Source organism: Streptomyces sp. NBC_00158 (assembly GCF_045160885.1).
Taxonomy (GTDB): domain Bacteria; phylum Actinomycetota; class Actinomycetes; order Streptomycetales; family Streptomycetaceae; genus Streptomyces.
This window is the reverse complement of the sequence record NZ_CP108161.1, coordinates 4,100,456-4,122,863: the sequence shown is the minus strand read 5'-3', so window position 1 is coordinate 4,122,863 and position 22,408 is coordinate 4,100,456. Positions and strand designations below refer to the sequence as shown.

Genomic DNA, 22,408 nt, shown 5'->3' with positions numbered 1-22,408 from the left:
GGACCGGCCCGACCCGGAAGGACGATGGGACTGACGGGAAACCCCCAAACCGGCTCTGATCCCGCCCGAGGGGGTACCGCCCCCACCCCACCGGCCCGCCCCCAGGGAGGCGGGTGGGCAGCCACCGACCGGCCCCCACCCCGTCGAGGGGGAGATGGCGGGCCCGCGCCGGGAAGCCCGTACCGCGAGCCCCCGCCCGCGCCGCAGGCCGCGTACGGGTCCCGCCGCCCGCGCCGCAGGCTGCGTACTCCTACGGCAGGTGGTCCAGCCTCCGGAGGATGACGCCCTCGCGGAGGGCCCAGGGGCAGATCTCCAGCTCGTCGACGCCGAAGAGGTCCATCGTCGCCTCCGCCACCAGCGCGCCCGCCAGGAGCTGGGCCGCGCGGCCCTCCGAGACGCCGGGGAGGGCGGCGCGTTCCGTCGTGGTCATCGCCGTCAGGCGCGGTACCCACTCCTCCAGGGACTTCCGCGTCAGCTCGCGCTGCACGTACAGGCCGTCGGCCTCGCGGGCCGCGCCGGCGATGCGGGCCAGCTGCTTGAAGGTCTTCGACGTGGCCACCACGTGGTCCGGCGCCCCGAAGCGGCTGAACTCCCCGACGGTGCGTGCGATCTGCGCCCGGACGTGCCGCCGCAGCGCCCGTACGTCCGCCGGGTCGGCGGGGTCTCCGGGGAGCCAGGACGAGGTGAGGCGGCCCGCGCCCAGGGGCAGGGACACGGCCGCGTCGGGGTCCTCGTCGATGCCGAACGCGATCTCCAGCGAGCCCCCGCCGATGTCGAGGACCAGCAGCTTCCCCGCCGACCAGCCGAACCACCGCCGGACGGCGAGGAAGGTAAGCCGGGCCTCGTCCTCGCCGCTGAGCACCGGCAGCTCGATGCCCGTCTCCTCCTTGACCCGGGCGAGGACCTCGTCGGCGTTGGGGGCTTCGCGCACCGCGCTGGTCGCGAACGGCAGCACGTCCTCGCAGCCCTTGTCCTCGGCCGCCTGCACCGCGCCGGCGATCGCCGAGACGAGGCGCTCCACGCCTTCGGGGCTGACCGCGCCGCGCTCGTCGAGCAGCTCGGCGAGGCGCAGCTGCACCTTGTGCGAGTGCGCGGGCTGCGGGCGCGCGCCGGGGTGCGCGTCCACCACCAGCAGATGGATCGTGTTGGAACCCACGTCAAGGACACCGAGTCTCATACGGGAAACGCTACTGGGCCGAACGCGGAGCGGTGGAGGAAGGGGCGCTTAGGCTGGGCTTGTGCCAAATACGAAGAAGGCCAGCAAGAGCAAGACCGAGATCAAGAAGAAGAACAAGGTGTCGGACGAGAAGGGCCTCGACTTCCCCCGGGCCTGGGTGGAGTTCCCCGATCCCGCCGACGACGAGCAGGTCTTCCGCTGCGACCTGACCTGGCTGACCTCCCGCTGGACGTGCATCTTCGGCAGCGGCTGCCAGGGCATCCAGGCGGGCCGGGCTTCCGACGGGTGCTGCACCCTCGGCGCGCACTTCTCCGACGAGGACGACGAGAAGCGGGTCGCCGAGCACGTCGCCCGCCTCACGCCCGAGCTGTGGCAGTTCCACGACGTCGGCAGCGAGTCGGGCTGGACCCAGCTGGACGACGACGGGGACAAGCAGACCCGCCGCTGGGACGGCGCCTGCATCTTCCTGAACCGGCCCGGTTTCCCGGCCGGCGCGGGCTGTTCCCTGCACATCCTGGCGCTGCGCAGCGGGCAGGAGCCGCTGGAGACGAAGCCGGACGTGTGCTGGCAGCTGCCGATCCGGCGTACGTACGACTGGATCGACCGGCCGGACGACACCCGCGTCCTCCAGGTGTCGATCGGCGAGTACGACCGGCGCGGCTGGGGGCCGGGCGGCCACGACCTGCACTGGTGGTGCACGTCGGCGACGTCAGCGCACGGTGCCGGCGACCCGGTGTACGTGTCGTACCGGGCGGAGCTGACGGAGCTGATGGGCAAGGAGGGCTACGCGGAGCTGGTGAAGCTGTGCGAGGCGCGGCTGGCCTCGCTGCTCCCGATGGCTCCGCACCCGGCCGACCCGCAGTAGGGCGGGGCGGGGGCCGGGCGCCTCAGCCGGCCGGAGATCCCGGTCCCGGGTCCGGGGAAACCGTTCCTCCTGAGGTCGGCGACGGGGTCGCCGGGTCCGTCGGGGTCGGCGTGGGCGTCGGGGTCGGCGTCGGGTCCGGGGGCGTCGGCGTGGGCGTCGGGGTCGGCGTCGGGTCCGGGGCCGGGGGCGTCGGCGTGGGGTCCGGGGCGGGCGGGGTCGGCTCGGTGCCGGGCGCCGGGCGGCCGCGGCCCTGGATGGAGATCACGGCCCCGCCGGGGTCGACGCCGACGCGGGCCGTCCAGGCGCCGACGGGCTGGGCCGCGGTGTCGACGGTGATCCGGAGGGTGACCGATTCTCCGGGTGCGAGGGTGCCCGCCGTCTGGCTCGCGCGCAGCCAGGGCGCGTCCGACCAGAGCCGCCAGTCGACCGGGCGGCCGCCCGCTGCGGTGAGGGTGAGCAGGGTGGTGGCGCCGCGGGTGGCGGCGGCGACGGTGAGGCGGCCGGGCGCGCCGGGGCCGTCGGCCTCGGGGGTGGCGGGGGCGCCGGCGCTGATGACCTCGACGGAGACGTCGGGGGCTCCGCTGCCGGGGGCGAAACCGGGCTCGCCGGTGGTGTGGGCGGTGTTCCCGGTGTTGTCGTAGCCGGTGAGGGGGCGGCCGGCGGCGTACGGGGGCGGGATCTGCGATTCGCTGGCCGAGATGCGGGTGCCGTCGCCGCCGACGGGTTCGCCGGTGGAGGGTGCGCCCCGGTACGCGGCCCACAGCGCGAGTACGGGCGCCGCGACGACGGTGGCGACAACGGTGGTGGTGACGGCCCGGGCCCGGAACCGGTCGCGGCGGGCGGCGCGGTCCTTGGGGTCCATGGGGAAGCCGGTGCGGTGGAAACGCGGGCCGGGGCGTCCGCCTCGGCGCCTGCCGGAGCGCAGCATGGCGGCGTGGACGGCGGTGCGGGGGGCGGGGACGAGGGGTAGGGCGGCGTTGATGCCGCCGGAGCCGGGCCAGGGCGCGCCGGCGCCGACGCGTTCGGCGACGCGGCGGCAGCGCGGGCAGTCGTCGACGTGGCGGACGAGCTCGGCGCGCAGGGTGGCGGACAGCAGTACCTGGCCGGGGCCGGGACCGTCGTCGTCGCCGGTGATGCGGGAGACGGCCGGGCAGTTGGCGGTCTCGACGACGGCGAGGGCGGCGCGGGTGCGTTCGACCTCGCAGGCGGCGCCGGAGAGGAGGTCCCTGGCGGTGGTGGGGGCGGTGCCGAGGACGGCGGCGAGTTCGCTGACGCCGAGGCGGTGGCGGACGGCGAGTTCGAGGGCTTCGCGCTGCTCGGGGGTGGTGCCGGCGGCTTCGGGCCAGGCGAGCCGGGCGAGCTCGGTGCGGCGGTAGGCGCTGACGTCGAGCGGGCGGTGCGCCCGGGGCGCACGCTCGGGGTCGGTGTACTCCGGCGTGCGCCGGGTGGAATGCGCTCCCTGGCGTACGCGCCTGCGTTCGGCCAGCCGGCGCAGGCAGGCCCAGCGGGCGAGTGCGTAGAGCCAGGCCCGCCGGTCGCCCTCGTCGGGACATCGGCCGGGGTGCCGTTCGGCCACGGCGAGGACGTCGCCGAGGACGTCGGCGGCGGCGTCGTGGTCGCACAGGACCGACAGGCAGTACGTGAAGAGCCCGTCCAGGTAGGGCTCGTGCCGGAAGGGCGGGGGCTCGGGGAGCTCCAGCAGGAGGGTGTCACCGGGGTCGGCCGCGGCGCCGGGCGCACCGTCCCCACCGGGCACGCCCCCCACCCCACCTGCCCCACCCGTACCGCGCATACCGGGCGCCACTACCGCATCGGACGCACCACCGGCAACAGGTGCCCCTTCCGCACCACCCGTGTCGCCACCCGGTCCGCCCGTCCGGCCCGTCCGGTCCGCTCGGTGCGTGCGCCTGTGCGCCGGGTGTGCGCCGGTGCGCGATACGGGGTCTCCCTGGTCGCTGCTGTTCACTCGGCGAACCGTAGGCGGCACGCCGGTAACGCTCCGGAAGCCTTCCGGGGTTTTAGCCCTTAAGGGTGAACAGATCGCCACTCCGCTGACAGCGGCCCTGACGGCGGGACCGACGGCTGGACCGAAGGCTGGAGCGACAGCGGACTGACGGCTGGACCGACGGCGGGCCGCCCCGGTTGTCGGCGGCGGCGGCTACCGTGGGCGGCATGGCTGCCCGTACATCCCGCTCATCCGCCAAGGACCGGCCGTCCTACCGCTGCTCCGAGTGCGGCTGGACCACCGCCAAGTGGCTCGGCCGGTGCCCCGAGTGCCAGGCGTGGGGGACCGTCGAGGAGATGGGCGCGCCCGCCGTGCGGACCACCGCGGCCGGCCGCGTCTCGGCCGCCGCGCTGCCGATCGCCCAGGTCGACGGCAAGACCGCGACCGCCCGCAGCACCGGCGTGGACGAGCTGGACCGCGTGCTCGGCGGCGGCCTCGTCCCCGGCGCGGTGGTGCTGCTGGCCGGCGAGCCGGGCGTCGGCAAGTCGACGCTGCTGCTGGACGTCGCCGCGAAGGCGGCCACCGGCGACCACCGCACCCTCTACGTCACCGGCGAGGAGTCCGCGAGCCAGGTGCGGCTGCGGGCCGACCGCATCAACGCCCTCAGCGACCACCTCTACCTCGCCGCCGAGACCGACCTCTCCGCCGTACTGGGCCACCTCGACGCGGTGCAGCCCTCCCTGCTGGTCCTGGACTCCGTACAGACCATCGCCTCCCCCGAGATCGACGGCGCGCCCGGCGGCATGGCCCAGGTCCGCGAGGTCGCGGGCGCGCTGATCCGCGCCTCGAAGGAGCGGGGCATGGCCACCCTGCTCGTCGGCCACGTCACCAAGGACGGCGCCATCGCCGGCCCCCGCCTGCTGGAGCACCTCGTGGACGTGGTGCTCAGCTTCGAGGGCGACCGGCACGCGCGGCTGCGCCTGGTGCGCGGCGTGAAGAACCGCTACGGCGCGACGGACGAGGTCGGCTGCTTCGAACTGCACGACGAGGGCATCACCGGGCTCGCCGACCCGAGCGGGCTGTTCCTGACCCGGCGCGCCGAGGCCGTGCCGGGCACCTGCCTGACCGTGACCCTGGAGGGCAAGCGCCCGCTGGTCGCCGAGGTGCAGGCGCTCACCGTCGACTCGCAGATCCCGTCCCCGCGCCGCACCACCTCGGGCCTGGAGACCTCGCGCGTCTCGATGATGCTGGCGGTGCTGGAGCAGCGCGGGCGGATCACGGCGCTGGGCAAGCGGGACATCTACAGCGCGACCGTGGGCGGGGTGAAGCTGACGGAGCCGGCCGCCGACCTGGCGATCGCGCTGGCGCTTGCCTCGGCGGCGAGCGACGTGCCGCTGCCGAAGAACCTGGTCGCCATCGGGGAGGTCGGCCTGGCCGGCGAGGTGCGGCGGGTGACGGGCGTGCAGCGGCGCCTGGCCGAGGCGCACCGGCTCGGGTTCACGCACGCGCTGGTCCCGGCGGATCCGGGGAAGGTGCCGGCGGGCATGAAGGTGACCGAGGTGGCGGACATGGGGGACGCGCTACGTGTCCTGCCGCGCGGGCGCTCGCGTACTCCGGCCAAGGAGCGGGCGGCGGGCGAGTAGCCCGGCCCCGGCCGCGCGGGCACCTGCGGGCGGCCGCGCGGGCACCTGCCGGCACCCACGGCCGGAATCACTCCCTCCGCCGACGGGCCCAAACGGCAGGTCAGCGGGCCGACGTGAGCCGGACGCGGACCGGACCCGCAGCCCTGCGGGGGTCCCCCGGGGGCGGGTGCCGGAGGCCCGTACGGGCCCTCGTGGCGGCGGTACGGGCCAAGCCCCGGCGGGGGCACAGCGTGCGCCGGTAGACTTTGTGCTGGTCCGCCCGGCCGTACGCGGCGGCGCAACCCGCGACCGGAGGAGTGCAGTGGCAGCCAAGGACGGGGCAGCAGCATCCGGGAAGTCCGGCGCGAGCTCCAAGCACGAGGCGTTGATGCGCGCCTCGCTGAGCGCGGTCGCGCCTGGTCAGCCCCTGCGCGACGGGCTGGAGCGGATCGTCCGCGGCAACACGGGCGGTTTGATCGTCCTGGGCATGGACAAGGCCGTCGAGGCGATGTGCACCGGCGGCTTCGTACTGGACGTGGAGTTCACCGCGACCCGGCTGCGGGAGCTGTGCAAGCTCGACGGGGCGCTCATCCTCGACAAGGACATCACCAAGATCCTGCGGGCCGGCGTACAGCTGGTGCCCGACGCGTCGATCCCCACGGAGGAGACGGGCACCCGTCACCGCACGGCGGACCGCGTCTCCAAGCAGTGCGGCTTCCCGGTGGTGTCGGTGTCGCAGTCGATGCGGCTGATCGCGCTGTACGTGGACGGCGAGCGGCGGGTCCTGGAGGAGTCCGGGGCGATCCTGTCGCGCGCGAACCAGGCGCTGGCCACGCTGGAGCGGTACAAGCTCCGCCTGGACGAGGTCGCGGGCACGCTGTCGGCGCTGGAGATCGAGGACCTGGTCACGGTCCGCGACGTGACCGCCGTCGCGCAGCGGCTGGAAATGGTCCGCCGGATCGCGACGGAAATCGCCGAGTACGTGGTCGAACTGGGCACGGACGGGCGACTGCTCTCGCTCCAGCTGGACGAGCTGACGGTCGGCATCGAGCAGGAACGGGAGCTGGTGATCCGGGACTACGTTCCGGAACCGACGGCGAAGCGTTCCCGCACGGTGGAGGAGGCGCTGCCGGCACTGGACGCGCTGACGCATCCGGAACTGCTGGAGCTGGCGATCGTGGCGAAGGCGCTCGGGTACACGGGCTCGCCGGAGACCCTGGACTCGGCGGTGTCGCCCCGCGGGTACCGGCTGCTGGCGAAGGTTCCGAGGCTGCCGGGGGCGATCATCGAGCGGCTGGTGGAGCACTTCGGCGGGCTGCAGAAACTGCTGGCGGCGTCGGTGGACGACCTCCAGACGGTGGACGGCGTCGGCGAGGCGCGTGCGCGCAGCGTCCGCGAGGGGTTGTCCCGCCTGGCGGAGTCCTCGATCCTCGAACGCTATGTGTAGGCCGTAGCCGCCTGTGCGCTGCCGCGCCGGGCCGGTTCGGGTGCCTGGGGCCGGTGGGCGCCTGCGGGTGGTTGTCCGCTGCGCGGGCGAGGTCCCCTACCCTCCCGCACCAGCCACCCGAACCGACCCCACCCAGCGGGCCGCCGGACGGAGTCCGGCGCAGCGGGCCCGAAGCCCGCGAAGCGCCCCGGCGCTGAGCGGCGCGAGGACCGCGTCAAGGAGGGGACGGCCGGAGTCCGGCGCAGCGGCGCGAAGCCGGGGAGGCCCCCAGGGGCCGAGCCGCGCGAGCGGCGCGTTTGGAAGGCTAATCCTGCTTCAGGACGAAGGACGTGCGGGCCACCGGGAGCCCCGGGGACTTGACCTCGACGACGTAGGTGTCGGGGGCCGGGGCGCCCTGGGGCGGGTTCTGGCACTGGTCCGCCGCGCTCGGCTTGCGGTCCCATTCCACCGACTGCTTCGTCTCGCCCTGCGCCGGCAGCCGGTAGAACGCGTTGGCCGCGCCCGTAGGGCAGTCCGCGGAGGACCAGACGGCCTTGGCGCCCGTCGTCTGGAAGACGGTCACCACGGCCTGCTTCGGGCCGAGCCCGAACTTGCAGGTGCTGCCCGAGGTGTTGCGGACGAGCAGTTCGAGACGGGGCTTCTCGTTCGTCTCGTACTCGTTCTTGACGCTCTTGACCTCCCACTGCAGCGCGCTCGCCGGGCACGTCGGCAGCGGGGAGTCCGCCGGGACCTGCGCCGCGGCGGAGCCGCCGGATCCGGAGGAGGGCGAGGAGCCCGCGCCCGTACCGGAGTTGGAGCCGGTGCCGCCCGCGTCGCCGTTCTTCGCCGGGCCCGTGGCGCCGCCGCCACCGCCCGACTCCGCGCGTCCGCCCGGGGCCTGACTGATCGCCGGGCCGGAGCCGGAGGGGCCGGGGGTGATGGTGCGCACGGGTCCGGAGCCGTCGCCGCCGCCCTTGCCGTTCGTACTCGTCTTGCCGGCACCGGAACTGACGAACCATACGGCGAGCAGCGCGACGAGCGCGGCGACGGACGCCAGCACGGCCCTCCGCCGCCAGTAAATGGAGGAGGGGAGCGGCCCGACCGGATTGCGCAGAGATCCCACGCACCGAACCTTACGAGAACTCGTGCCTCGTTCAGCGCCCCACATGCCGCACGTCCGGCAGGTTTTGCCGATGATCATCCTGCGGGAGCAGCCCGGAACGGCCATATCCGGCCAGGGGTCTGACACGGCCGCGACAAGGCGCCGAGTACGGTCAGTGACCATGGACAGCTCCGACCTCTATCGCGACATCACCGACTTCGCCCACTCCACGCCCCATTGGGTGCAGAAGGTGGTCGAGGTCTGGACCGAATACGGCCTCCTCGTGTTCGGCCTGCTCTACATATCCGTCTGGTGGCGTGCGCGCGGGAAGCAGGGCGGGGAGCCCCGGGCCCTCGCCCTTTCCGTGCTCGCGCCGCTCGTCACCGCACTCGTGTACGTCGCGTCCGAGCTCGTGAAGTCCACCATCGACGAGGAACGGCCCTGCCGGGCGGTGGCCGGGGCGGCCGCCTCCCTGGTCCCGTGCCCGCCGTACGGCGACTGGTCCTTCCCCAGCAACCACTCCGCCATCGCCGGCGCCGCCGCCGTCGCACTGGCACTGGCCGTCCCCCGCCTCGCCTGGCTGACGGTGCCGATGGGTCTGCTGATGGCCTTCTCCCGCGTCTTCGTCGGGGTGCACTACCCGCACGACGTCGGCATGGGCCTGCTGCTGGGCGCCTCGCTGGCCGTGCTGCTCGTGGCGGTGCTGACCGGTCCGATGATCAGGCTCACCACCGCCGTACAGGGGAGCGGCAACCGCGTGGCCGTCTGGTTCACCGGTCCGGGCCCCGCGCGCCGGACCTGAAACGTGCCAGGATGCCGTCTGTCATGACTGCATCCCCCTCACACGCCTCCGCGTCCTCCGCGTCCTCCACCTCCCCGGCGTCGTCCGGCTCCGCGCTGCACGACCCCGTCATCGCGTGGTTCGACGAGCACGCCCGCGACCTCCCCTGGCGCCGTCCCGAGGCCGGCCCCTGGGGGGTGATGGTCAGCGAGTTCATGCTCCAGCAGACCCCCGTCAGCCGGGTGCTGCCGGTGTACGAGCAGTGGCTCGCCCGGTGGCCGCGGCCCGCGGACCTGGCCGCCGAGGCGCCGGGCGAGGCCGTACGGGCCTGGGGGCGCCTCGGCTACCCCCGGCGGGCGCTGCGGCTGCACGGCGCGGCCGCGGCGATAACGGAACGGCACGGCGGTGACGTGCCCCGGGACCACGCGCAGCTGCTCGCGCTGCCCGGGATCGGCGAGTACACGGCCGCCGCGGTGGCCTCCTTCGCGTACGGGCAGCGGCACGCGGTGCTGGACACCAACGTGCGCCGGGTCTTCGCTCGCGCCTCGACCGGGGTCGAGTACCCGCCGAACGCCACCACCGCCGCCGAGCGCCGGCTGGCGCGGGAGCTGCTGCCCGAGGACGAGCCGACGGCGGCCCGCTGGGCGGCGGCCTCCATGGAGCTCGGCGCGCTGGTGTGCACCGCCAAGAGCCCGGACTGCGTCCGCTGCCCGGTGGCGGGGCTGTGCGCGTGGCGGCTGGCGGGCAAGCCCGCGCACGACGGGCCGCCGCGGCGCGGTCAGACGTACGCCGGTACGGACCGGCAGGTGCGCGGCAAGCTGCTGGCGGTGCTGCGGGAGGCGGTGGGCCCGGTTCCGCAGGCGGTGCTGGACACCGTGTGGGACGAGCCGGTGCAGCGGGCCCGCGCCCTGGACGGGCTGGTGTCGGACGGGCTGGTGGAGCCCCTCGCGCACGGGATGTACCGGCTGCCGCAGAGCTGATCCCCGGGGGCACCGCCCCGCGTCCCGGCGGGCCCTCGGGATTCACTCGAAGTTGACTGGACGATTCCGTTTCAGGCCGGGAAACCGCAGCTCACGGGCACTGTTACACAACCTACGGGTGTCCGTGCGCCCACCGCAGGCTGACCCGCACAGTGCCGTGACAACCCGTCCGTAACTTCGGATCCGTAAGGCAGCGGAGACGGGGACGGCAGTGGAGGCGGTCTGCATGGCGCACGGAGAGGTACTCGAGTTCGAGGAGTACGTACGCACCCGGCAGGACGCGCTCCTGCGCAGCGCGCGGCGCCTGGTCCCGGACCCCACGGACGCCCAGGACCTGCTCCAGACCGCCCTCGTACGCACCTACGGCCGCTGGGACGGCATCGCCGACAAGTCCCTCGCCGACGCCTACCTGCGCCGCGTCATGATCAACACGCGGACCGAGTGGTGGCGGGCCCGCAAGCTCGACGAGGTCCCCACCGAGCAGCTTCCCGACGCCTCCGTCGAGGACGGCTCGGACCAGCGCGCCGACCGCGCCCTGCTGATGGACATCCTCAAGGTGCTCGCGCCCAAGCAGCGCAGTGTCGTGGTGCTGCGACACTGGGAGCAGATGAGCACCGAGGAGACGGCCGCGGCGCTCGGTATGTCGGCGGGAACCGTGAAGAGCACACTGCACCGCGCCCTGGCCCGGCTCCGTCAGGAGCTGGAGAGCCGGGACCTGGACATGCGTGCCCTGGAACGCGGTGACCACACCACGCGCTACGAGGGGCGGGAGCGGTGCGCGGCCTGAACGGCCAAAGTCTGAGCGGCAGAAGCTCGCTGGTACTCATGTCGGCGGGGACCACGGTCCTCGTCGGCACAGTGCTGTTCGCGGCCGGGTGCTCCGCCGGGGGCACCGGACTGCGCGACGGCGGGCCCGCGCGCACCGACCCGGTGGCGCGCAGCAACCAGCCCAGCGGCGGCACCACCAAGCCGCCGGCCCCGGGACACTCCACCGCCGCGTCCACCGGCGGCCAGGTCAAGCGGGTCGACCCGGTGGCCCTGCTGAAGGCCGACCCCAAGGTCAGTGCCGAGATCAAGCGGGACCTCAAGCCCTGCACGGGCAAGGAGTACCCGATCGACGTCAGCTACGGGAAGATCACCGGCGGCGCCGTCGTCGACGTCGTCGTCAACGTCCTGTCCTGCTCGGACGCACTGGGGCGCGGCTCGTACGTGTACCGCTCGGACGGCTCCAAGTACGAGAATGTCTTCGCGGACGAGCAGAAGCCCGTCTACGCGGAGATCGACCGGGGCGACCTCGTCGTCAGCAAGCCCGTCTACGGGCACGACGCCGCACCCTCCGATCCGTCCGGCGAGGACGTGATCACGTACCGCTGGAACGGCGAACGGTTCGCCGAACAGGACCGGGTGCACTCCGAGTACAGCAACGTCTACAACCCCGGGATGCAGCCGGCCCCGGCCGTCTCGCAGAAGAACGACTGACCGACCGTACCGAAGATGGAACCGGAGTGAGGCTGGGCATGGCCGAGACCCACGTGCTGTTCGTGGAGGACGACGACGTCATCCGCGAGGCCACGACCCTGGCGCTGGAACGCGACGGGTTCGTGGTCACCGCCATGCCCGACGGCCTGTCCGGCCTGGAGTCCTTCCGGGCGAACCGGCCCGACATCGCCCTCCTCGACGTGATGGTGCCCGGCATGGACGGCGTCAGCCTGTGCCGCCGCATCCGCGACGAGTCCACCGTCCCCGTCATCATGCTGTCGGCGCGCGCCGACTCCATCGACGTGGTCCTCGGCCTGGAGGCCGGCGCGGACGACTACGTCACCAAGCCCTTCGACGGCTCCGTCCTCGTCGCCCGCATCCGCGCCGTACTGCGCCGCTTCGGCCACGCCGGCGGCCCGCAGAACGGCGCCAACGGCTCCTCCGACGCGGACGGCTCCGACGAACGCGGCGTGCTGTCCTTCGGCGACCTGGAGGTCGACACCGAGGGCATGGAGGTCCGCAAGGCCGGCTCCCCCGTCGCACTCACCCCCACCGAGATGCGGCTGCTGCTGGAGTTCTCCTCCGCGCCCGGCACCGTCCTCTCCCGCGACCGGCTCCTCGAACGGGTCTGGGACTACGACTGGGGCGGCGACACCCGCGTCGTGGACGTCCACGTCCAGCGGCTGCGCACCAAGATCGGACAGGACCGGATCGAGACGGTCCGGGGCTTCGGATACAAGCTCAAGGCATGAGTAGAACCGCATGAGGCGAATCACCCTCCGTACGGGGATCCGCTGGAAGATCACGCTCGCCATCGCCGCCGTCGGCGCCCTCACCGCGCTCGCCCTGAGCCTGGTGGTGCACAGCGCTGCCCGCGTGTCGATGCTGGAGAGCGCCCGCGACCAGGAACTGGAGCGGGTCCAGTACATCGCCCGCACCCCCGACGCCGGCCGCAAGCCCATCTGGGGCGCCAAGATCAACGACCCCGACCTGCCCGCCGAGCTGCGCGAGAAGGCCCGCTCGGGACGGCGCGGCACCTACATCCACGAGTCCCCGAAGCGGGTTCCCGAGGTCTGGGCGGCCGTGCCCCTCGGCAACGGCCAGGTGCTGTCCATGCACCACCCGTTCCGCGAGAGCGCCAACATGGTGCGCGACCTGGACCGGGCCCTGGTCGTCGGCTCCCTGGCCGTGGTCATCGGCGGCTCCGCGATGGGCGTCCTCATCGGCGGCCAGATCTCCCGCCGGCTCCGCGAGGCCGCCGCCGCCGCGCAGCGCGTGGCGCACGGTGACCCCGAGGTACGCGTACGCGACGCCGTCGGCGGCGTCGTACGCGACGAGACCGACGACCTGGCGCGCGCCGTGGACGCCATGGCCGACGCCCTCCAGCAGCGGCTGGAGGCCGAACGGCGGGTGACCGCCGACATCGCGCACGAACTGCGGACCCCGGTCACGGGCCTGCTCACCGCGGCCGAACTACTGCCGCCGGGCCGGCCCACCGAGCTGGTGCGCGACCGCGCCCAGGCGATGCGGGCCCTGGTCGAGGACGTCCTGGAGGTGGCCCGGCTGGACGGCGCGTCCGAACGGGCCGAGCTCCAGGAGGTGGCCCTCGGCGAGTTCGTCTCCCGGCGGGTGGCCGCACTGATGCCGGACGCCTCGGTACGCGTCGTCGCGGACGAGATCGTCAGCACGGACCCGCGACGGCTGGAGCGGATCCTCGGGAACCTGCTGGCCAATGCCATGCGGTACGGGCGCGCCCCGATCCAGGTCGACGTGGAGGGCCGTGTCGTACGCGTCCGGGACCACGGACCGGGCTTCCCCGAGGCACTCCTGCGCGAGGGCCCCAGCCGCTTCCGCACCGGATCCACGGACCGGGCGGGCGTCGGCCACGGACTCGGCCTGACCATCGCGGAGGGCCAGGCCCGGGTACTGGGCGCCCGGCTGACGTTCCGCAACGTCGCGGCCCGGGGCGGAGCCGAGAACGAGGGCGCCGCCGCGGGCGCGGTGGCGGTGCTGTGGCTGCCGGAACACGCCCCGACGGCGACGGGGAGCTTCCCGATCATCCAGCTCCCGGGCTGACGGGCGTTGCCGGCGATGTTCTAGCATCCGTGCCATGACTGACGGTACGGATCGCCCGAACAGCCCCCAGCCCGGCCCCGCCCAGGGGAGCGGCGGCTACGGATTCCCGCCGCAGACCCCGAACCCCTACCAGCCGGGCGGCCCCGCCCAGGGACAGCCGGCCGGCGGCGGCTTCGGCCCGCCCCCGGCCCAGCCCGAGGAACCGTTTCCCCCCGCCGCGACCGCGCCCCTCGCCTCCCCGTCCACACCGGACTGGCAGGCGATGGCCGACGCCACGGAGGCCCGGCAGCGCAAGCGGAAGCGGCTGACCGTCGGGATCGCGGCGCTCGCGGTCGTCCTGGCGGCGGGCGGCGCCGGGTGGTTCGTACTGGGCGGCTCCGACGAGGACCCGAAGAACCCGCCGGCCGTCGCCTCCTCGGGCTCGCCGAGCGCCTCCGGCGGCCCCTCCGCCCAGTCCCCGGACGGCAAGACCCCCGAGGACGACTCCCCCACCGTGCCGGGCGAGCCGAACCTGCTGCGCGACCGCAACGGGAAGATGGGCATAGCCCTGGGTCCGGGGGCTTCGCTCGGGGAGCTGGCCAACCGGACCGAGATCCGCTTCAAGGGCGCCGCGGACTCCTACGCGCAGGGCGCCGAGGCGGCGGTCGACGTCACGAAGAGCTTCACCGTCTCCACCCGCGCCTACAACGTGTCCGAGACCGGGCCGCGCATGGCGGTCAGCCAGGGCGACGGGGACTCGTACTCCTTCGAGCTGGGCTTCGAGGTCGTCGGCGGCAAGAAGGCCTGGGTGTTCCGCGTCCAGACCGGCGACAAGGGCCAGGCGGCCACGGCGCAGCAGGTCGTCGTCGACAACGTCGACACCACGCGGCAGTGGGCCCTGCTGACCGGCACCTACGACGCCGAGAAGAAGACCATCGCCCTCTGGGTCGACGACAAGCAGGCCGGCCAGGCGCAGGTCTCCGGCATCTGGGCCGGCCCCGGCCCCCTCCAGCTGGGCCGGGCCCGCCACCACGGGATCTGGAGCGCCTCGTGGATGGGTCCGCTGGACCACATCCGGATCTTCGACCAGGCGCTGAACCAGGAACAGATCACGGGTCTGAAGAACAACAAGATCGGAAAGACCAAGCCCACCCACTCCTGGCTCATCTGACCAGGACCGGCCCGACCGGACTGACCGGACTGACGGGACTGACCGGACGGATCAGATGGTGACGCCGGCGTTGCGCAGGAAGGCCACCGGGTTGACGGCCGAGCCGTAGTTCGGGGTGGTGCGGATCTCGAAGTGCAGGTGGGGGCCGCTGCTGTTGCCGGTGTTGCCGGACAGGGCGATCTGCTGGCCCGCGGAGACCTTCTGGCCGATCTTGACCTGGATCTTCGAGAGGTGCGCGTACTGCGAGTACGTGCTGTCGGCGTGCTTGATCACGATGGCGTTGCCGTACGCGGGACCGTCGCCGCCGCCGTTCGGGCCGGCCTTCACGACGGTGCCGACGCCGGCGGCCTTGACCTTGGTGCCGGTCGGGACGGCGAAGTCCTGGCCGGAGTGCTTGTGCGCCCACATGCTGCCGCCCTTGCCGAAGGTCGCGGAGAGCGTGTAGCCCTCGACGGGCTTGGCCCACAGGGCGGTCTTCGCGGCCGCGGCGGCGGCCTTGGCCTGCGCCTCGGCCTGCGCCTGGACGGCGGCGACCTCGGCGGAGGCGGACAGGGTGCTGGGGGCCTCGTCTGCGAAGGCGGCGGTCGTCCCGGTCCCGAGGGCCAGCAGCGCACCGAGACCGGTGGCGGCGAGGGCGATACGGGTACGGCGGGTGCTGACGCGCTTCGCGGACATGTGGAGACCTCCGGGGCCGGGGACAGGGGCGTTTCGGGCAAGAAAGATCCCGGCGCTGCGGACCGAACCGCCACTGCCGGGCTTGCCCCACCTTGGTAACCCGTGCCCCCGGGCTTCCCCAAACGTCCCTTTTACTACCCCGTCTCGTAGCCGCGCGGTGGATCTCCACACTCTTGACGGCACCCGTACTGCACCTACGCAGGGACAAACCAGGACAGCAAAACCTACGACAATTCCTAGTAGGTCCGTTTTGCCCTGTGCGGCTTGTCACCGGCCCCGGGCCGTTTGCGGGGGCCCTCGGGACCAAAGCCTGCAACCGGGGTGTGGGGGTACGACTCGGGGACTCCTGACGGCGCGGGCCCGCTGTCTCCCCCGCCTCCCGGGTGCGGGTGGGTGGCGGGATCCCCTCGGACGGTCTCACAGCAGGTTGGGGGCTTCCCGTCAGTCCCATCGTCCTTCCGGTTCGGGCCGGTCCCTCAAGGGCGCTCCTTCGTCGCGTCGCTACGCGATGGCCTTCGGCCACCCTTGACCGACCGACCCGAACCGGAATGCCGAAAGACTGCCGGGAAACCCCCAAAGAAACGGCACGGTCCAGAAGAGAAGGGACGGGCCTGTCAGGAACGAGGCGAGGGGCCGGGGCCCGGCCCGCCGGGCATCCGGGCCCGCAGCAGTCCCCATCCCGAGCCAGGGGCGCGACTACCCGCACGAAAGGTCGATCAGAACGGCCTGGGGAGCGCCCAGGCGCCCCAGATCGCTACGCGCTCCTCTCGTCTCGGCGTCCGACGACCGCCTGTGGCTGATAGACCGCACGAGAGGACGAAGAGACCAGCCCAGGGAGCCGAGAGGCGCGTCAGATCGCTACGCGCTGCCCAGATCTCGGCGACTGGCCGCCGCCTGGGGCTGATACCCGCACCAGATGACGCGCAGGACCCCATCCGGACCCGGCGGGCGCGGCAGGTCGCTACCCGCTGCCCGGGTTTCGGCGTCCGGCGGCCGCCTGGAGCCGGTGCGGGCGAGGAACGGGCCGGAAGGCCACCTTCGAGCGGCGATTCACCCCTCTCCCACAGCGACCGCCGCCGGACTCTGCGGACGTCTTCCTCAACCGCAGACACCGACAGGGGCCCCTCGGCCCAGCCACAGGCGCTGGAAACGAGCAAAGGGGGCGCGCGGGCCTTCTTTCCCACCCATGACCGGCCCAAGACGGCCGTCGGCCGCCAAGCAATGAGGAGCGCGTAGCGATCCATCGCGCCCGGAGACATCCCGGACTGCCCTGTCCGTCCTTTGGTGCAGGTATCAGCCCAGGACGGTCGTCGGACGCCGAGACGAGAGGAGCGCGTAGCGATCTCGCGCGCCTGGGGGCTCCGCAGGTCGCTCGGGTTGCCTTTTGGTGCGGGTTGTCGCGCCCCTGGCCCGGGATCGGGACTCCTGGGCGCCCGGATGCCCGGCGGGCCGGGCCCCGGCCCCGTCGCCTCAACGCTGACGAGGCCGCCCCTCTCCTCCTCCCCCGTGACCGTTCTTTTGGGGGTTTCCCGGCAGTTCTTCGGCTTTCCGGGGCGGGTCGGCCTGTCAAGGGTGGCCGAAGGCGATCGCGAAGCGACGCGACGAAGGAGCGCCCTTGACAGGCCGGCCCGACACGGAAGGACGATGGGACTGACGGGAAACCCCCAAACCGGCGCTGATCCCGCCCCAGGAGGTACGGCCCACCCGGCCACCGCCCCGCAGCCGGAGCCGGCCGTCACCCGGCGCCCCGTCGAGCCCCCGCGCCCCGCGACCCCGCACGCTGCGCGCCCCGGCACGGCCGGGGTCAGCGCCGCCCCGCCCCGATCCGGCCGCGCCGTCAAAAACCGCCCGCCACGACCCGGCGTACCCACCCACCCGCACCCGGGGAGGCGGGTGGGCAGCCACCGACCCGCCCCCACCCCCTCTCGGGGGAGATAGCGGGCCCGCGCCGCGAGACCCCCACCCCCACCCACACGCAAAGGGGCGGCCCCGGGACCTCGTGGGTCCCGGGGCCGCCCCTCGGTACTGCTTACCGCTTACGCGCCCTTCGACAGGTCCGGGCCGGAGCCCGTGGCCTCGATCGGGGGGATGTCGGGCAGGGCCGACTTCTCCTCGCCGCGGAAGGTGAACTTGGCGTCCTCGCCCTCGCCCTCCACGCCGACGACCACGATGTGACCGGGGCGCAGCTCGCCGAAGAGGATCTTCTCCGACAGCAGGTCCTCGATCTCACGCTGGATGGTCCGGCGCAGCGGGCGCGCACCCATGATCGGGTCGTAGCCGCGCTTGGCCAGGAGCTGCTTCGCGTCACCGCTGAGCTCGATGCCCATGTCGCGGTCCTTGAGGCGCTCGTCCACCTTGGCGATCATCAGGTCGACGATCTGGATGATGTCTTCCTGGCTGAGCTGGTGGAAGACGACCGTGTCGTCGACGCGGTTCAGGAACTCGGGCCGGAAGTGCTGCTTGAGCTCTTCGTTGACCTTCGCCTTCATCCGGTCGTAACCGGTCTTGACGTCGCCCTGGGCGGCGAAGCCCAGGTTGAAGCCCTTGGAGATGTCCCGCGTACCCAGGTTGGTCGTCATGATGATGACCGTGTTCTTGAAGTCCACGACCCGGCCCTGGGAGTCGGTCAGGCGACCGTCCTCCAGGATCTGGAGAAGGGAATTGAAGATATCCGGGTGCGCCTTCTCGACCTCGTCGAAGAGGACGACGGAGAACGGCTTCCGGCGGACCTTCTCGGTCAGCTGGCCGCCCTCTTCGTAGCCCACGTAGCCGGGGGGCGAACCGAAGAGGCGCGAAACCGTGTGCTTCTCGCTGAACTCCGACATGTCGAGGGAGATCAGCGCGTCCTCGTCGCCGAAGAGGAATTCGGCGAGCGTCTTGGAGAGCTCGGTCTTACCGACACCGGACGGGCCGGCGAAGATGAACGAGCCACCGGGGCGCTTCGGGTCCTTCAGGCCGGCCCGCGTACGGCGGATCGCCTGCGAAAGGGCCTTGATGGCGTCCTTCTGACCGATGACGCGCTTGTGGAGCTCGTCCTCCATGCGCAGCAGGCGCGAGGACTCCTCCTCGGTCAGCTTGAAGACGGGAATGCCGGTCGCGGTCGCGAGGACCTCGGCGATGAGCTCGCCGTCGACCTCGGCGACGACGTCCATGTCGCCGGCCTTCCATTCCTTCTCGCGCTTGGACTTCGCGGCGAGCAGCTGCTTCTCCGAATCACGGAGCGAAGCCGCCTTCTCGAAGTCCTGGGAGTCGATGGCCGACTCCTTGTCGCGGCGGACGGCCGCGATCTTCTCGTCGAACTCGCGGAGGTCCGGCGGCGCGGTCATCCGGCGGATGCGCATCCGGGAGCCGGCCTCGTCGATCAGGTCGATCGCCTTGTCCGGGAGGAAGCGGTCCGAGATGTACCGGTCGGCCAGGGTCGCGGCCTGCACGAGGGCCTCGTCCGTGATCGAGACGCGGTGGTGGGCCTCGTAGCGGTCACGGAGACCCTTGAGGATCTCGATGGTGTGCGGCAGCGACGGCTCCGCGACCTGGATGGGCTGGAAGCGGCGCTCCAGCGCGGCGTCCTTCTCCAGGTGCTTGCGGTACTCGTCCAGCGTGGTGGCGCCGATGGTCTGGAGCTCACCACGGGCCAGCATGGGCTTCAGGATCGAAGCGGCGTCGATCGCACCCTCTGCGGCACCCGCACCGACCAGCGTGTGGAGCTCGTCGATGAACAGGATGATGTCGCCGCGGGTGCGGATCTCCTTGAGGACCTTCTTCAGGCGCTCCTCGAAGTCACCGCGGTAGCGGGAGCCGGCGACCAGGGCACCCAGGTCGAGCGTGTAGAGGTGCTTGTCCTTGAGGGTCTCGGGGACCTCGCCCTTGACGATCGCCTGCGCCAGGCCCTCGACGACGGCGGTCTTGCCGACGCCGGGCTCGCCGATGAGGACCGGGTTGTTCTTGGTCCGGCGGGACAGGACCTGCATGACCCGCTCGATCTCCTTCTCGCGCCCGATGACCGGGTCGAGCTTGGATTCGCGGGCGGCCTGGGTGAGGTTGCGGCCGAACTGGTCGAGGACCAGGGAGGTCGAGGGGGTGCCCTCGGCCGGGCCGCCTGCGGTGGCCGACTCCTTGCCGCCCCCGGTGTAGCCGGAGAGCAGCTGGATGACCTGCTGCCGGACCCTGTTCAGATCGGCGCCCAGCTTCACGAGGACCTGGGCGGCGACGCCCTCGCCCTCGCGGATCAGGCCGAGCAGGATGTGCTCGGTGCCGATGTAGTTGTGGCCGAGCTGGAGGGCCTCTCGGAGCGACAGCTCCAGGACCTTCTTCGCCCGCGGGGTGAAGGGGATGTGGCCGGACGGGGCCTGCTGGCCCTGACCGATGATCTCCTCAACCTGCTGGCGAACAGCCTCGAGCGAAATCCCGAGGCTCTCCAGGGCCTTAGCGGCGACACCCTCACCCTCGTGGATCAAGCCCAGGAGGATGTGCTCGGTGCCGATGTAGTTGTGGTTGAGCATCCGGGCTTCTTCCTGAGCCAGGACGACAACCCGCCGCGCGCGGTCGGTGAACCTCTCGAACATCGTTTATCGCTCCTCAGAGCGGTCGGGCAGTTCGGGGTCGGTCCCCGCCCTGTCCTTCCGCATGCTAGTCCCGCGGGACGGGACAGCTCATTCCAACTGCCGACATCCGTCCACGGCTCACCCCCACGTCGGTGAGGAAAACCGGCTGTAAGAGCCGACTACTGCTCCAACTCGATGGTGCGAGACGATGTTCCCGCAGGCCAGGCAGATACCCGTCACAGGTGTACGCCGATGGCGAACGGAACACGCTCAAATCAGCGTGTCGCCCCGATCCACTAGGAATGTCTTACCCGTAAGGACTGACACTCCATGCCGGTACGCATGGTTCCCTCCGCTACGGGCGAACACGCTTGTGTCCCGAATGTGGGACTCCGCTCGGCCGACGTTTACGCTCCGCATTGGTACGGGCGCGTCGCGTAACCCGGCGGTCGCCGTCGGAGTTGCTCCGGTCATGCCCCTCAGCCCCGTGAGCGTCCCCTCGCCCCGCGTCCCGCCCGAGGAGGACACCCGTACCTGGTACGAGCGGGTGCTCGGCTGGGCCTGTGCCGGGGGGCCGCCCCCGCAGCTGGTCACCGGGGTCCGGTTCGACGTGCTGGAGCTGCCCTCGGACGCCGGGGCCGCGCTGCTCCGTCGGCCCGGCTTCGCCGCCACCGGCCCGGTGGCCGTGATGGGGCGCCGGATGCGCTTCCTGATCGCCCCGGGCGGCGCGGAGGAGCTGGACGGGCTGCTCGACTGGCTGGAGTGGGGCGGGGTGGCGCTGGAGCTGACCGCCCTGGGCGCGGGGGGCAGGATCACCGCCCCCGTGCCGCCCGGACGGGCGTCGGGAGAAAGCCCTCGGGGGGCCGCCGTGTGGCTGCGGCCCCCCGAGCTGGGGTGCGAGGCGTCGCTGCCCGCCCTGCCCGGTGCGGGGCGGGGCGCCGGGGCCGGACCCGGGCTCTGTGCGGAGCCGGCCGGGCCCGATCTCGTACGCCTGGTGGCCGCGGCGGCGACGGAATGCCACCGCGCCCGCCTGGGGCGGCTTACGCCTCAGCCCTTGGCGTTCTCGTAGGCCTCGCGGATCTCGGCGGGAACCCGGCCGCGGTCGTTGACGCTGAGGCCCTGGGCCTTGGCCCACGCGCGGATCTCGGCGGTGTCCGGGCTGCCCGGGGCCGCGGCGGCGCGGCCCTTGGCGCGGCCGGTGGAAGCGCGCCCGCCGGTGCGGCGGCCCGCCTTCACGAAGTCCTCCAGCGCACCGCGGAGCTTTTCAGCGTTGGCGGTGGTGAGGTCGATCTCGTAGGTCTTGCCGTCAAGAGCGAACGTCACGGTCTCGTCCGCCGTGCCACCGTCGAGGTCGTCGACAAGAAGGACCTGAACCTTCTGTGCCACCGGATTTCCTTTCATCGAAAATGCAGTACGCGGAAAGGAAACCGCTTTTGCCTGGAAAACACAAACCCCCGTCGAGAGGTTCAGGGCCTCAACAAGGCGGGAAACGTGCGCGATTCGGACATAGGCCTCACGCGGGAGGGGGCCCGTAATAGCCGCCGCGATCGATCAGAGGTGCAGCAGCATCCGGCTGTTGCCCAAGGTGTTCGGCTTCACTCGTTCGAGACCGAGGAACTCGGCGACTCCCTCGTCATAGGAACGCAGGAGCTCCATGTAGACATCGGTCTCGACCGGGGTCTCGCCGATCTCGACGAAGCCGTGCTTCGCGAAGAAGTCCACTTCGAAGGTCAGGCAGAATACCCGGCTCACCCCGACCCGGCGGGCGGTCTCCAACAACTTGGCGAGCACCTGGTGCCCGACACCGGCGCCCAACAAGTCGCGGTCGACGGCGAGGGTGCGCACTTCGGCGAGGTCTTCCCACATGACGTGGAGGGCTCCGCAGCCGACCACCTGCCCGTCCCGGTCGCGTTCCGCGACCCAGAACTCCTGGATGTCCTCGTAAAGGACGACGGGGGCTTTGTCGAGGAGGATCCGCTGCTGCACGTACTGGTCGAGCAGGCGGCGCAGCGCCGGAACATCACTGGTGCGCGCGCGGCGGATCGTCACTGTTTTGGCGTCGGCTGTGGTGGAAAGCTCTCCCATACCCGGACGCTATCGCCCCGGATCGCTCCCGTGCGCGCCGGAGTCCCCTTCCGGTGCGGCCTCGGCGGGGGTCTCGCCGGCCGGTGCGCTCTCGGGTTCGTCGTGCTGGACGATGCGCACGGCGTCGCGCAGGGCCTCGCGCTGTTCGGGGGACATCATGCCGAAGAAGGCGACGAGGGCGGCCGCGGGGCTGTCGCTGGTGGACCAGGCCTCGTTCATCAGTGCGGCCGAGTAGGCGGCGCGGGTGGAGACCGCCGTATATCGATAGGCGCGGCCTTCGGCTTCCCGGCGGACCCAGCCCTTCTGATGGAGATTGTCCATAACGGTCATGACCGTGGTGTACGCGATGGACCGTTCCTGCTGGAGGTCTTCCAGGACTTCCCGAACGGTGACCGGGCGGTTCCACTGCCACACCCGCGTCATCACTGCGTCTTCGAGTTCTCCCAAGGGGCGAGGCACAGCAGCACAATAGTGCCGATTGCGACGAATTGCCCGACTATTCGC

At 72.3% G+C, this 22,408-nt stretch carries 19 protein-coding genes; 11 read left to right on the top strand and 8 right to left on the bottom strand.

Features of this window, described 5'->3' with window-relative positions; genetic code table 11:
* Positions 1-250: 250 nt before the first annotated feature.
* Positions 251-1,177 (bottom strand): Ppx/GppA family phosphatase, encoded by a 927-nt coding sequence (locus tag OG553_RS19040; RefSeq protein ID WP_405980135.1) that lies wholly within the window; start codon positions 1,175-1,177, stop codon positions 251-253.
* A gap of 61 nt (positions 1,178-1,238) precedes the next feature.
* Between OG553_RS19040 and OG553_RS19035 the strand changes: the two genes are divergently transcribed.
* Positions 1,239-2,042, top strand: a complete 804-nt coding sequence (locus OG553_RS19035) for a hypothetical protein (RefSeq protein ID WP_405980134.1) — start codon at positions 1,239-1,241, stop codon at positions 2,040-2,042.
* A gap of 22 nt (positions 2,043-2,064) precedes the next feature.
* On the opposite strand, the gene OG553_RS19030 is transcribed toward OG553_RS19035, so the two are convergent.
* A complete protein-coding gene (locus OG553_RS19030) occupies positions 2,065-3,798 on the bottom strand; it encodes a BACON domain-containing protein (RefSeq protein WP_405980133.1) in 1,734 nt (577 codons plus the stop codon).
* Positions 3,799-4,214: 416 nt separating this feature from the next.
* Between OG553_RS19030 and radA the strand changes: the two genes are divergently transcribed.
* Both radA and disA read left to right on the top strand, forming a co-directional pair.
* A complete protein-coding gene (gene radA / locus OG553_RS19025; RefSeq protein WP_405980132.1) occupies positions 4,215-5,630 on the top strand; it encodes a DNA repair protein RadA in 1,416 nt (471 codons plus the stop codon).
* 301 nt (positions 5,631-5,931) lie between these two features.
* Positions 5,932-7,056 carry a DNA integrity scanning diadenylate cyclase DisA gene (disA, locus tag OG553_RS19020; protein ID WP_405980131.1) on the top strand — a complete coding sequence of 375 codons (1,125 nt, stop codon included), beginning with the start codon at positions 5,932-5,934 and terminating at the stop codon, positions 7,054-7,056.
* Positions 7,057-7,360: 304 nt separating this feature from the next.
* Here the strand turns inward: disA and OG553_RS19015 are convergent, their stop codons facing one another.
* Positions 7,361-8,158, bottom strand: coding sequence for a hypothetical protein (locus tag OG553_RS19015; RefSeq protein WP_405980130.1), 798 nt, complete (start codon positions 8,156-8,158; stop codon positions 7,361-7,363).
* A 160-nt stretch (positions 8,159-8,318) separates the two neighbouring features.
* Between OG553_RS19015 and OG553_RS19010 the strand changes: the two genes are divergently transcribed.
* The 7 genes from OG553_RS19010 (at position 8,319) to OG553_RS18980 (ending at position 14,603) form a co-directional block, all read left to right on the top strand.
* On the top strand, positions 8,319-8,939 hold the full coding sequence (locus tag OG553_RS19010; protein WP_405980129.1) for a phosphatase PAP2 family protein: 621 nt from the start codon (positions 8,319-8,321) through the stop codon (positions 8,937-8,939).
* A 23-nt stretch (positions 8,940-8,962) separates the two neighbouring features.
* Positions 8,963-9,898, top strand: coding sequence for an A/G-specific adenine glycosylase (locus tag OG553_RS19005; protein WP_405980128.1), 936 nt, complete (start codon positions 8,963-8,965; stop codon positions 9,896-9,898).
* 226 nt (positions 9,899-10,124) lie between these two features.
* Positions 10,125-10,685 carry a SigE family RNA polymerase sigma factor gene (locus OG553_RS19000; RefSeq protein ID WP_007264805.1) on the top strand — a complete coding sequence of 187 codons (561 nt, stop codon included), beginning with the start codon at positions 10,125-10,127 and terminating at the stop codon, positions 10,683-10,685.
* A gap of 38 nt (positions 10,686-10,723) precedes the next feature.
* Positions 10,724-11,377, top strand: coding sequence for a hypothetical protein (locus OG553_RS18995; RefSeq protein WP_405980127.1), 654 nt, complete (start codon positions 10,724-10,726; stop codon positions 11,375-11,377).
* Positions 11,378-11,415: 38 nt separating this feature from the next.
* Positions 11,416-12,129 carry a two-component system response regulator CseB gene (gene cseB / locus OG553_RS18990; RefSeq protein ID WP_405980126.1) on the top strand — a complete coding sequence of 238 codons (714 nt, stop codon included), beginning with the start codon at positions 11,416-11,418 and terminating at the stop codon, positions 12,127-12,129.
* A 10-nt stretch (positions 12,130-12,139) separates the two neighbouring features.
* On the top strand, positions 12,140-13,453 hold the full coding sequence (gene cseC, locus OG553_RS18985) for a two-component system sensor histidine kinase CseC (protein WP_405980125.1): 1,314 nt from the start codon (positions 12,140-12,142) through the stop codon (positions 13,451-13,453).
* Positions 13,454-13,487: 34 nt separating this feature from the next.
* On the top strand, positions 13,488-14,603 hold the full coding sequence (locus OG553_RS18980; protein WP_405980124.1) for a LamG-like jellyroll fold domain-containing protein: 1,116 nt from the start codon (positions 13,488-13,490) through the stop codon (positions 14,601-14,603).
* A gap of 51 nt (positions 14,604-14,654) precedes the next feature.
* Here OG553_RS18980 and OG553_RS18975 read toward each other — a convergent pair whose 3' ends face one another.
* Positions 14,655-15,278: a M23 family metallopeptidase gene (locus tag OG553_RS18975; protein ID WP_405980123.1), complete on the bottom strand. Its 624-nt coding sequence runs from the start codon at positions 15,276-15,278 to the stop codon at positions 14,655-14,657.
* Between the two features lie 2,036 nt (positions 15,279-17,314).
* A complete protein-coding gene (locus OG553_RS18970; protein WP_401252402.1) occupies positions 17,315-19,840 on the bottom strand; it encodes an ATP-dependent Clp protease ATP-binding subunit in 2,526 nt (841 codons plus the stop codon).
* A 451-nt stretch (positions 19,841-20,291) separates the two neighbouring features.
* On the opposite strand from OG553_RS18970, the gene OG553_RS18965 reads away from it, so the two are divergent.
* Positions 20,292-20,888, top strand: a complete 597-nt coding sequence (locus OG553_RS18965) for an SCO3374 family protein (protein WP_405980122.1) — start codon at positions 20,292-20,294, stop codon at positions 20,886-20,888.
* On the opposite strand, the gene OG553_RS18960 is transcribed toward OG553_RS18965, so the two are convergent.
* From OG553_RS18960 to OG553_RS18950, 3 genes are all read right to left on the bottom strand, one after another.
* Entirely contained in the window at positions 20,867-21,205 is a 339-nt protein-coding gene (locus OG553_RS18960) for an Lsr2 family protein (RefSeq protein ID WP_007264817.1), read from the bottom strand. The two genes, OG553_RS18965 and OG553_RS18960, sit on opposite strands and share 22 nt — an antisense overlap.
* A 165-nt stretch (positions 21,206-21,370) precedes the next feature.
* Positions 21,371-21,904, bottom strand: coding sequence for an amino-acid N-acetyltransferase (locus tag OG553_RS18955; protein ID WP_405980121.1), 534 nt, complete (start codon positions 21,902-21,904; stop codon positions 21,371-21,373).
* Positions 21,905-21,913: 9 nt separating this feature from the next.
* Positions 21,914-22,363 carry a BlaI/MecI/CopY family transcriptional regulator gene (locus OG553_RS18950; RefSeq protein ID WP_405980120.1) on the bottom strand — a complete coding sequence of 150 codons (450 nt, stop codon included), beginning with the start codon at positions 22,361-22,363 and terminating at the stop codon, positions 21,914-21,916.
* Positions 22,364-22,408 lie beyond the last annotated feature (45 nt).

Bases quoted from the DNA above. Each gene is read 5' to 3' on its own strand.
- OG553_RS19040 (WP_405980135.1), bottom strand. From the start codon at position 1,177: ATGAGACTCGGTGTCCTTGACGTGGGTTCCAACACGATCCATCTGCTG.
- radA (WP_405980132.1), top strand. From the start codon at position 4,215: ATGGCTGCCCGTACATCCCGCTCATCCGCCAAGGACCGGCCGTCCTAC.
- OG553_RS19010 (WP_405980129.1), top strand. From the start codon at position 8,319: ATGGACAGCTCCGACCTCTATCGCGACATCACCGACTTCGCCCACTCC.
- OG553_RS19005 (WP_405980128.1), top strand. From the start codon at position 8,963: ATGACTGCATCCCCCTCACACGCCTCCGCGTCCTCCGCGTCCTCCACC.
- OG553_RS19000 (WP_007264805.1), top strand. From the start codon at position 10,125: ATGGCGCACGGAGAGGTACTCGAGTTCGAGGAGTACGTACGCACCCGG.
- OG553_RS18995 (WP_405980127.1), top strand. From the start codon at position 10,724: ATGTCGGCGGGGACCACGGTCCTCGTCGGCACAGTGCTGTTCGCGGCC.
- cseB (WP_405980126.1), top strand. From the start codon at position 11,416: ATGGCCGAGACCCACGTGCTGTTCGTGGAGGACGACGACGTCATCCGC.
- cseC (WP_405980125.1), top strand. From the start codon at position 12,140: ATGAGGCGAATCACCCTCCGTACGGGGATCCGCTGGAAGATCACGCTC.
- OG553_RS18980 (WP_405980124.1), top strand. From the start codon at position 13,488: ATGACTGACGGTACGGATCGCCCGAACAGCCCCCAGCCCGGCCCCGCC.
- OG553_RS18975 (WP_405980123.1), bottom strand. From the start codon at position 15,278: ATGTCCGCGAAGCGCGTCAGCACCCGCCGTACCCGTATCGCCCTCGCC.
- OG553_RS18970 (WP_401252402.1), bottom strand. From the start codon at position 19,840: ATGTTCGAGAGGTTCACCGACCGCGCGCGGCGGGTTGTCGTCCTGGCT.
- OG553_RS18965 (WP_405980122.1), top strand. From the start codon at position 20,292: ATGCCCCTCAGCCCCGTGAGCGTCCCCTCGCCCCGCGTCCCGCCCGAG.
- OG553_RS18955 (WP_405980121.1), bottom strand. From the start codon at position 21,904: ATGGGAGAGCTTTCCACCACAGCCGACGCCAAAACAGTGACGATCCGC.